Source organism: Lactococcus sp. DD01 (assembly GCF_001578715.1).
GTDB classification, from domain to species: Bacteria; Bacillota; Bacilli; order Lactobacillales; family Streptococcaceae; genus Lactococcus; species Lactococcus petauri.
The window spans coordinates 69871-80592 of record NZ_KQ968943.1 but is presented as its reverse complement, the minus strand read 5'-3'; the positions used below and the strand labels follow the sequence as shown (position 1 = coordinate 80592).

The 10722-nt window shown below is 37.4% G+C and carries 8 protein-coding genes and 1 pseudogene; 8 read left to right on the top strand and 1 reads right to left on the bottom strand.

All coding sequences use genetic code 11. The annotated features are described in order from the left end of the window. Positions 1–1569 precede the first annotated feature (1569 nt). Positions 1570–2724: pseudogene (locus tag LACDD01_RS10640) on the bottom strand (IS3 family transposase). A 757-nt stretch (positions 2725–3481) separates the two neighbouring features. Between LACDD01_RS10640 and LACDD01_RS10630 the strand changes: the two are divergent. The 8 genes from LACDD01_RS10630 (at position 3482) to LACDD01_RS10595 (ending at position 10679) form a co-directional block, all read left to right on the top strand. Continuing rightward, positions 3482–5404 carry a fructose-bisphosphatase class III gene (locus LACDD01_RS10630; protein ID WP_061415115.1) on the top strand — a complete coding sequence of 641 codons (1923 nt, stop codon included), beginning with the start codon at positions 3482–3484 and terminating at the stop codon, positions 5402–5404. A gap of 46 nt (positions 5405–5450) precedes the next feature. Further along, on the top strand, positions 5451–6203 hold the full coding sequence (locus LACDD01_RS10625; protein ID WP_019291601.1) for a MurR/RpiR family transcriptional regulator: 753 nt from the start codon (positions 5451–5453) through the stop codon (positions 6201–6203). Between the two features lie 130 nt (positions 6204–6333). Beyond that, positions 6334–7482: an N-acetylglucosamine-6-phosphate deacetylase gene (gene nagA, locus LACDD01_RS10620; protein WP_061415112.1), complete on the top strand. Its 1149-nt coding sequence runs from the start codon at positions 6334–6336 to the stop codon at positions 7480–7482. 141 nt (positions 7483–7623) lie between these two features. Further along, positions 7624–8046: a PTS sugar transporter subunit IIA gene (locus LACDD01_RS10615; protein WP_061415109.1), complete on the top strand. Its 423-nt coding sequence runs from the start codon at positions 7624–7626 to the stop codon at positions 8044–8046. Then, entirely contained in the window at positions 8047–8322 is a 276-nt protein-coding gene (gene yajC / locus LACDD01_RS10610; protein ID WP_061415105.1) for a preprotein translocase subunit YajC, read from the top strand. Positions 8323–8411: 89 nt separating this feature from the next. Then, complete coding sequence (agaV, locus tag LACDD01_RS10605; protein ID WP_003132995.1) at positions 8412–8888, top strand: PTS N-acetylgalactosamine transporter subunit IIB; 477 nt, start codon at positions 8412–8414, stop codon at positions 8886–8888. A gap of 152 nt (positions 8889–9040) precedes the next feature. Continuing rightward, a complete protein-coding gene (locus tag LACDD01_RS10600) occupies positions 9041–9850 on the top strand; it encodes a PTS mannose/fructose/sorbose/N-acetylgalactosamine transporter subunit IIC (RefSeq protein ID WP_019294305.1) in 810 nt (269 codons plus the stop codon). Beyond that, positions 9840–10679 (top strand): PTS system mannose/fructose/sorbose family transporter subunit IID, encoded by an 840-nt coding sequence (locus LACDD01_RS10595; protein WP_014025198.1) that lies wholly within the window; start codon positions 9840–9842, stop codon positions 10677–10679. Before LACDD01_RS10600 ends, LACDD01_RS10595 begins: the two co-directional genes overlap by 11 nt. Positions 10680–10722 lie beyond the last annotated feature (43 nt).

Genomic DNA, 10722 nt, shown 5'->3' with positions numbered 1-10722 from the left:
CTTTGTTGCTTCAAGTGTAATAGAGAGGTTTTGAACTTATTTATTCTTATAGTATTAGTGTGTGAAAAATGAGAGCACAGCTAAAATGCCTATTAGTGCGGATATTTTACTTTTCTATAAATCAGTGTGCGTCAAAATTGAAGTTCAGAGAGATTTTTGATATTCTAGGTGTGTACTATTTTTCTTGTAATAGTATGTTATCTTTCATAATTTCCACTGTAATAGTGGTTTTTTTTATGTCTAAGCTGACTCATATCCTTCTTTGGAGGATTATCCAAGTTTGGCTGATCGGAGAAGGAGTTGGAGGGATAGCCAGGTGGACTTTACTTGCTCAGTCTTTCGTTGGAATAGGATTTTCAGCTGCTTTCCAACAAATATTAATCCTCTAAAATATTCATCTACCAGCTATCCTTGCAAATTAAACAGGGGAAGGTAGGCGTAAGGGATATTATTTCTTTGGTTATTATTTTTCGTCTTCCACCCATCCGTTCTTGTTTGGCGCGTATTAAATAGTTCAAGAAGAGTGACACAAATTTTAGCAATAGTTACCTTTAGCTGTTGGGATTACAGTGATAAAACCTGGGAATTTTGTCTATTTTATTCCTAAATATAATCTTGGTTCAGGAGTTGTTTGGGACATCTGGAATATTGTCAGAAGTATCGCTGATTTTTCTTGCATATATTAGATTTGATTCGATTTCAGCAAATGCTGTAGAGATAAAAAATCCGAAGAGAGCAATTCCGTTAGGTATTGTTCTCTTTTTACACTCTCAAAAATTTGGGGCTTCGTAATGTAAAGTAATCGATATAGTGTTGTGTGTTGTTTATGGATCAAAGCATAAAATAAAAGGAAGTGAACATAAAAAGTTTCTAGTATGAGTGTTACACTATCTTAAGCTTATTTTATTCTAAAACAATTATATCGTATTATAAAAAAATTTATATTGTTATTTTTAATATAATAAGTTGTAAAGGTATTAAGTTTGATATATTATCTTTATTTGTTGAAGCATATATTTTTAGTATTTGTAAAGAATTGTAAAAAATGCCTCTGTGTTTCATATATTTTAACTCATGTAAGACTTCTTGTAATTCTTCTTATTCAGGTAGTCGAGCTTGAACGACAATATAATTATCTTTATACTTTATATATCAAAAAGTTATTTTCCTTTATCCTCGTCATCATGGGGACTTTCGTCGAATCTTTTTGAATTATCAAAGCTTTTTATCAAGACGTTTATGATCATAATCTCTAGCAGTAGTGTTACCGAGTAGATAATCTTTAGTTGTATCAAAATATTTAGCGTTTTTTTTAGTGTCACGGAGGATTTTGTCTTTTGAAATTAGATGATGCATTTCTTGGAAATAAAAGTGACTCTTCCTCTTTCTTTGGTATTAAGTCACATATTGTAATGACTGAAAACAGGATTACCACTATAAGCTGCAATCACTGTTACTAATGGAGAAAAATCGGAAGGGATCATTTGTCAGAATTTGTAGAAAAACTATATCGAATGGTATTGAAATAGAGAGTAATAGGTGATGTGGCCTTGGACTAATGTCAAATATTTAGACAGAAAATGAGCTATATTTTCTTAAAATAGTTCTCTTCCTTCTGATTTGGAGTTAATCCATTGTTAGCAGAATGAGGGTTATAGTTGTTATAGAATTGTTCAATGTATTCGAAGCAAGAGAGTTGTACTTCTTGAATGGAGTGATAAGTTCTTCGATTAATTTCCCGCTGTTTCAGGTACTTGAAAAAGACCTCAGTCACGGCATTATCATAAGGATATCCAGGTTTGGAGTAAGAAGCCAGCAACTGATGTTCATCCAATATTTTTCTAAAGGAAGCTGATTTAAATTGGCTGCCTTGATCAGAATGGAAAATGATTGGTTCTTTAGGTTTTCTTTTCTTTAGAGCGATCTCTAAGGTATCACATGCGAGCTTAGAATCAATTCTATCACTTACTTTCCAAGCGATGCATTTCCTAGAGTAGAGGTCAAAAATAGCGCAGAGATAAACGTGTCGTTTAGATCCTATAGAAATATAAGTGAAGTTGGTTGTCCACACTTGATTCGGGGACTTCGGGTTAAATTCTTGTTTGAGTAGATTATCAGATGAAAATGCAGGAGAGTGGTTTGATTTAAAGCGAGGTTTAATCGTTGACATTTTAGGGAGTGTCATAGACTTGAGAAGTCGTAAGATACGTCCTTCAGAAATATTAACGCCATAATCACGCAGAAGAATGATTTTAAAAGCTCTGGTTCCAATTCTTTTCTTGGCTTTCATATAAATCTCAAGGAGTAATTTTCTCAAGCATTGATTTTCTATTTCACGCTTTGAGGGCTTCTTGTTAATGAAATTATAGTAAGTGGAACGATTGACATGTAAAACACGACAGAGCATGACTGTCGTGTGTTCAAATCGGAGTCTATAGACTGCTTTTAATCTCACTTGGAGTTTTGCATGAATATGGCACTCGCTTTTTTTAAGATCAGATTTTCCTCTTCTAATTGAGCATTACGCTTTTGTAATTCTTGAATTTGTTTGGCAGTTACTGTATTATCTTCAAGACGAACTTGAGAATACTGCTTGATCCATTTTGCAAGAGCAGAAACGGAGACTCCATAGTCTTTACAGAGTTCGGATTGAGTTTTACCTGTTTGATAGAGGTTGACTAAGGATTGTTTGAAATCTTCGTCGTAACGTTTAAAGCCTGACATAAAAGTCCTTTCATTTTGTGTCTTATTAGACAGATTATAACACACATATTAGTGTCTACTTTTATAGTATAGCTCCACCTATACTCTTAAGAAGAGTATTGAGTATCTTAAAGCACAGAGCCTAAAACCTTAAGCCGACTATTTCTAACAGATACCTCAGAAAGAATTTAAAAATATAATAAAGACATTGAAATGCTTGTTTGCTCAGAAGGGAATATAACAATGAGGAAAGAAAAACACTAAAAAACTAAGGGGCTACCTGCTACTTTGATATTGAAAAATATAAAATATGTCCTTTACTAGAATATTGCTATAAAAGTGTACCAGACATAAAACTTATAGTATAAAAGTAATCTCTTAAAGGAGCCAAAAGTAGAAAAGGTTTTCCAAAAAATGACTGCCTTTGAATTTAAATTAAAAGAGCGTTATAAGATGGGGCTTAAGAATTGGCATGGTTACAATGGTCTTAATCTAGTTTTTGTATAAATATACAAGTTACCACAAAAGTATGTATGATTAATTTGAAGCGAATTTTGACACTTAAGAAGTAAAATAGGCTTAATATGACCTGATTATGTTGTAAATGTTTGACTAAGAATTGTTTTTAGCATCCATGTCTAAATCTCACACTTTTATTGTGAAAAGAATGAAGAAATAGTTATTGTTTGAGAAAGCGCTTTACTAAAAATGTTAAAAATAATATAATATAGGCATGTTGCTTTTATCAATAATCAATAATTAGAGGAGAAAACAGATCATGGATGAAAAGTACTATAAGCTGCTGAAAGAACAGTTTGTATCCAAAGAAGCAGTTTTAACCGAAATCATAAACCTCAGCGCAATTTGTGAACTTCCTAAAGGTACAGAACATTTTGTGAGTGACATACATGGGGAATACGATGCTTTTAATCATGTCTTGCGTAATGGCTCAGGTTCGATTAAAGAAAAACTCCTCGAATGCTTTCCTGACTTAGATCCTACCGAGATTTCAGAGCTTGCAACTTTAATTTATTACCCAGAAGAAAAGCTGGTTTCCAAAGAAAGTCAGCTTTCGCAGGATATATTTGCATATTATTGCCGTGAGAAACTGATTTCCTTATTGAAACTCGCCCGTTTTGCAGGTAAAAAATATACACGGTCGAAAGTACGTAAAGCTTTTCCAGAAAAATTCCGCTATATTCTGGAGGAATTAAAACATGAGGTTGAGTCGAGTTCAGAAAAACGTGCTTATTTTGACTCTATTATTGAAAAGCTTCAACATCTGGGTGAACTTCCGAACTTAATTATTGCATTGGCGGATAGTGTGAGACGTTTGACAGTTGATCATTTACATGTGGTGGGAGATATTTATGATCGTGGCCCTTTTCCTGATAAAATTATCGATCGACTGATAAGTATGCCTTCGGTGGATGTTCAATGGGGCAACCATGATATTATCTGGATGGCAGCTATTGCAGGTTCACCGCTTGCGATGATGAACGTTATTCGGATCAGCTCTCGTTATGGTAACCTGGATATTCTTGAAGATTCATATGGGATTAACTTACGTCCGCTGATTGAATATGCGGAGCGGTATTATGAGCCCAGTCCAGTCTTTGTCCCTCGTTTGACGGAAGGAGAATATCTGTCACAGGACGAGTGTGACTTGCTCAATAAACTCCAACAAGCAACAGCAATCCTACAGTTCAAGTTAGAAAGTCAATTAATTGCACGACGCCCAGATTTTCATCTGGAAGAGCGTGATGTCTTGCATTTTATTAATTATGATGAAGAACGTATCACGCTCAAAGGCAAACAGTACGATTTACAGGAATTTCAGGCACCCACGGTTGATCCAGTTCAACCGGAGCAGTTAACAGCCGAGGAAGAAATCTTACTGAAAAAACTGCTGAAAAATTTTCAGGCTTCCCAAAAACTCAAAAAACATATTGATTTTCTTTTAGAAAAAGGTTCAATGTATCTTTCCTACAATGGCAATTTATTGATTCATGGTTGCCTTCCTCTCCATGAAAACGGGGACTTCAAGTGTTTCAGACTTGAAGGAGAAGCTTATTCTGGGCGCGAATTGCTCGATCTTTTTGAAGATCATGTGAGAAAGAGTTTGGCGCATCCTGATGTGAAAGAAGATTTATCTACAGACTTACTCTGGTATCTGTGGGTGGGAGAATATTCTTCACTTTTTGGTAAAGAAGCGATGACCACTTTTGAGCGTTATTATATTGCGGATAAAGCAACACATGTGGAAAAGAAAAATCCTTACTATCGTCTAAGAGAAGAGCCAGAGACGATTAGTCGTATCTTGAAAAATTTTGGTATGGATGAAAAAGGGCATGTCATCAATGGACATACACCGGTTAAAGAAAAGAAAGGTGAAGAACCAATCAAAGCTGGTGGTAAACTGATTGTAATTGATGGCGGTTTTTCTAAGCCTTACCAAAAAGAAACTGGAATTGCGGGATACACTTTGCTTTATAACAGCTATGGTATGCAGTTGGCAGCTCATGAGCCTTTTAAAACGATAAAAGCAGCTGTCGAAGACGGCAGCGATATTGTAAGTGTCAAGCGATTGGTTGATCGAGTAGAGGAAAGAACCTGTGTTAAAGATACCAATATCGGTCAGGAGCTTTTGAAGACAATTGATGATTTAGAGTATCTTTTTGAAAATTATGAAAAATATTGACTTGAAATGCTCGAAAATACAAGTTTTGAAGTTAAAGGAGTGACAATTGAAAACCTTAAGTGAAGCAGAGTCGTATTGTTGGAATCATATTCAAGATAATTTAAATCGGATTCCTAATCTATCTATCTCGATATTGGCAACAGAATCACATGTCAGTGTTTCCACAGTTAATAGAACCTTGAAAAAAATGGGCTACGATGGTTATTCTGACTTTAAACAAACTATTCGTAATACCAAAAACGAGCGCCGAAAAAATGGCTTTTCAAAAGAGGTTAATCAGGCGATCCGTAAAAATGAAATAGAAATTACACGGACGATTAATCAACTTTCAGCGGATGATATTGAAGCTGCTATTAAGTTGATTGATCATCATAGCAAAATTATGATTTTTTGTGCAGGGCTGAGTGCTAATGTTGCACGGGAAATGATGGATAAGCTGCAACTTTTTGGAAAACTTTGTGTTATTCACGATGATTTTGACTATATGCAGTATTTTGCAAGTAAAGCCAACCGTGATTATCTCATCGTTGCCTTTTCTTTGAGTGGTGAAACACCTGAGATTGTACAAGCACTTCATAAAGCGAAGAATCGGGGAGCAAAGATTATTGCACTCGTGGGAGCAATGCCGAGTGCCATTGGAAGTCAAGCTGATGTTTACATCCATGCTTACAAATCAACTCAAAAAACGATTAATTTTGGTTTAGACGTGGGGAGTCGCCTATGTTTACAAGTTGTGAATCGTATCTTGTTGGATGCTTTTGCCCTTTACAAAAATTTAGCACCGATTCGTGAAGATTAAATAAGACAAGCAGAGAAGATAAAATCTCTGCTTTTTTTGGGAAAATTTTCCACTTACATAAGGGACTTTTTGGAAAATTTTCCCCTTATTTCTGATTTATACTAAGAAAAAAGATAAATGGAGGCAAGGTATGACTTACTATATTAAAGCAGATAAATTTTTTTATCCTTATCATACGCTCAGTGGTGGCTATTTAGAAATTAAAGCGGGTAAATTTGGCAAACACATGCAAGAAGTTCCTGAAGATGCTGAGGTCAAAGATTATACAGGATACTGGATTGCGCCAGGATTGGTGGAAACACATATACATGGTTTCGATGGCGCAGATGTGATGGACGGAGAGTCAGAGTTGCTTGATAAGATGAGTCAGGGTTTACTTAGAGGAGGTGTGACTTCTTGGATAGCTACACCATTAACAGGGGAACATGAGCGCCTCAGAGAAGTCTGCGAAGTAGTTGGAAATTATAAGCCAGCAGTTACAGGGGCCAAAATACAAGGTCTTTTCTTTGAAGGACCATACTTTACTACTCAACATAAAGGTGCGCAAAATCCCGCTTATATGACAGATCCAAATGTGCAAGAATTTGAAAATTGGAACCAAGCGGCGCATGGTATGATTCGAAAAATAGCCGTTGCACCTGAAAGAGAAGGAAGTATCGAATTTATCCGAGCTTTAACAAATCGAGGAATCACGGTTGCTTTGGGACACTCTAACGCTACTTTAACTCAAGCAACAGCAGCAGTAGAAGCAGGTGCTACTGTCTTTGTCCATACATTTAATGGCATGAGTCCCTTTAACCATCGGGAACCCGGAATGGTTGGTGCGGCACTGAGCCTTCCGAATACATATGCCGAGCTTATCTGTGACGGACATCATGTTCATCCGACAGCGGCTAAAATATTAATTCAAAGTAAGAGTGCATCGCACACGGTCCTGATTACCGATGCGATGCGTGCTGCAGGAATGCCCGATGGAGATTACATGTTGGGAGAATTTCCTGTACGTGTTGAAGGAGGCGCTGCTCATCTTAAAGAAGGAAATAGTTTGGCTGGCTCTATCCTCATGTTGAAGGATGCGGTTAAAAACGTAGTAGATTGGGGAATTGCAACAGCGCAGGAAGCTCTTATGATGGCGACCTTAACTGCTGCCAAGTCTGTTAATATTGATGACCGCTGTGGTCAAATTAAAGAAAGCTATAATGCTGACTTTATCGTTTTAAAGTCCAATATGGAACTTTCAGAAGTCTACGTCAATGGTGAACAGGTCATGTCGTCTTAAAACGCGAAAGTATATAAAGACAAAACATAGTTGTAAGCGGTTAATTCGGGAAAATTTACCAAAAATATAGGTCTTATTTGGAAAAATTTCCTATAATTCATAGCTTATAATAAAACTAAATTGAGAAGACAAGGAGAAATGATGAAAGCTTTAATTTCTGGGCATGCGCATTTTGCAGAAGGCATGAAGAGTGCGGTTGAATTAATTACCGGACCACAGGCAGACTTACTCACACTTACTTTTGATGAAGCAACAAACCTTGAAGAGTATCAAGAGGCTTTAAATGATTTTTGTAAAAATGGTGAAGAAGTAGCCATTTTTACGGACTTACTTGGAGGGACACCTTTTAATAAAGCAATGATAGCTAAGGGTGATAATGAAAAGGTACATATTTTTACGGGCACGAATCTTCCCATGCTGATTGAGTTTGTTTCTCAAGGAATGATGGGAACAGAGGTTGATTTAATGCTTGATTTATCTGTTTCAACAGCTAAAGATGGTGTCACTCTTGACCTAGCGCTTGGCAAAAAAATGCCAGAAGTTGAAGAAAGCGATGGCATTTGAATGACGGCACAATTTATTATCAACAGTTCACTTGTCTTTATTGGTTTTATTCTTCTAGGCGGTGCTTTTTATAGCATTGTTAGTGGTCTGCAGTTTAGCAAGCGTAAGAAAGTTATCGCCGAGTTGCATCAGAATCTTGCCGTAGGAAGTGAGGTCATGTTTAGTGGCGGCTTGACAGGAGTTATTACTGATTTAGACGAAGAGTTCTGTCGCATAAAGCTTGCGGATAAGTTGGTGATTAGAGTTTCACGTTATGCCATCACGCAGATATTGTAAAACGTTCATTTTCCTAGTTTCTAGGGTATTAAATAAAATTTGAATACGAACAAACAGGTTCCTATTCTCTATTAAGAAAGGTCATTATTATGCCAAATATTTTACTTACTCGTATTGATAATCGCTTGATTCACGGTCAAGTTGCTACACAGTGGAACAGCTTTGTCGGCTCCAACCTTTTGCTTGTTGCAAATGATGATGTGGCAAGCAATCCACAGCGTCAAGCACTGATGGATATGGCTGCACCGACTGGAGTTGCGACACGCTACTTTAGTCTCCAAAAAACGATTGACATTATTAGTAAAGCTGCTGATCGCCAATTGATTTTCATTATCTGTGAAAATCCTCAAGATGTGTTACGTCTTGTTGAAGGTGGTGTACCCATTAAAAAAGTGAATATCGGTAATATGCACATGTCAGAAGGAAAACGTCAAGTTGCAACTGTTATTGCCGTGGATGACGATGATGTGGCAGCATTTAAGAAACTGAAAGAACTTGGTGTTGAGCTTGAGATACAGCGCGTGCCAACGACAGCAATAGAGCCATTGGATAAGCTCTTCAAATGATACTCGTGATACATTTCTAATTTTGGTAACAAGAGGATTTTGCAAGAAAATAGAGTATTTATTGTCAAGTGAATTTATTTTTCTCGTTTTGATATTATAGGCTCTCAATTTTTTGGTTAAAATCTAACAAAAAAATATAAGGAGAAAAACTTATGGATGCTTCCATTTTTCAGATTATTTTGATCTTTGCAGTGACTTTTGTCGTTGCCATTGACCAATTTAGTTTACTTCAATCTTTGTACCAACCTATTGTCACCGGTTTGGTTATCGGCCTTATTCTCGGTGATGTTCAAACCGGTTTGATTGTTGGTGGTACTTATCAACTGATGACTATTGGTAATATGCCGGTTGGTGGGGCTCAACCACCAAATGCGGTTATCGGTGGTATTATGGCAACAGTCTTGGCTATCACTCTGGGTCTCCAGCCCGCCGCAGCCGTTGCCACTGCTATCCCATTCTCATTGCTAGGTCAATATGGTGTAACCTTGATCTTCACAGTTATGGCTCCGGTAATGGGTGTCGCGGATAAATATGCAGAAGAAGCAAACCCAGCCGGAATCGCGAAAATTAACTGGCTAGCGATGTGTGCACTCGGAACAATCTTTGGTATTGTCGTAACGCTCTTCTTTATTGGAGGGAAAGCCTTTGGAGATACAGTAGTAAATGCTATTCCAGCCTGGCTTATGAGTGGACTCGGTGCATCCGGAAACATGATGCGTTATGTCGGTTTTGCAATCTTGATTAAGGTTATGGTTTCAAAAGAACTTTGGGGCTTCTACTTCCTAGGCTTCGTGCTTGCTGTTATTGTTACCGGTATTGAAGCGCTCAAAGGTCCAGCATTACTTTTACTCGCCGTAATTGGTTTTGCATTCGCCTACTGGGATTTCCAAATGAATACAAAACTCAAAGCAGCTGCGGCAGCAGCACCAGCTAGTGAAGGAGATTATGAAGATGGTATTTAATATTCCTGATAATTATTCTAACCAAACGCCAGCACCACAACTTGATAAAAAAACACTCAACAAAATGGTTTGGCGCTCCGTTTACCTCCAAGCATCTTTTAACTATGAACGGATGCAAGCCGGTGGATGGCTCTACTCGATCTTGCCCGGTTTGGAAAAAATCCACACGGACAAAAAAGACCTTTCAGCTTCAATGGCGCACAATTTAGAGTTTTTCAACACACACCCATTTTTGGTTAACTTTGTAATGGGGATCGTGCTTTCACTTGAGCAAAATAAAACAGATATTCAAACGATACGTGCCGTTCGTGTTGCAGCGATGGGACCACTTGGAGGGATTGGTGATGCACTCTTCTGGTTCACGCTTGTACCAATCACGGCAGGGATAACAGCTAATATGGCGATTGCTGGAAATATCGCAGCACCGTTCATCTTCCTCTTTATTTTCAATGCTGTACAGTTCGGCTTGCGTTACTTCCTGATGCATTGGTCTTACCGAAAAGGAACAGATGCTATCAGCATCATGACTGCTAATGCAAAAGAATTTACACGCGCAGCTTCTATCCTTGGTATTTTCGTAGTGGGAGCATTGACTTCAGCTATGGGAGCTACTTCAGTAAACATTGTCATTCCAAATGGTGAAGCTGAAATTAATATTCAATCCATCTTAGATGGTATCTTGCCATCAATGTTGCCGTTAGGATTAACTTTACTTTTGTTCTATCTCATGCAGAAGCACAAATGGACACCTATCCGTTGTATTCTTTTACTCCTCTGCCTTGGCATCCTTGGCTCAGGAATAGGTATCTGGCCTTCAATCTGGCCGTAAATATAAAAAAGTAAGTGTGGGACAAAGACACTTACTTTTTTTG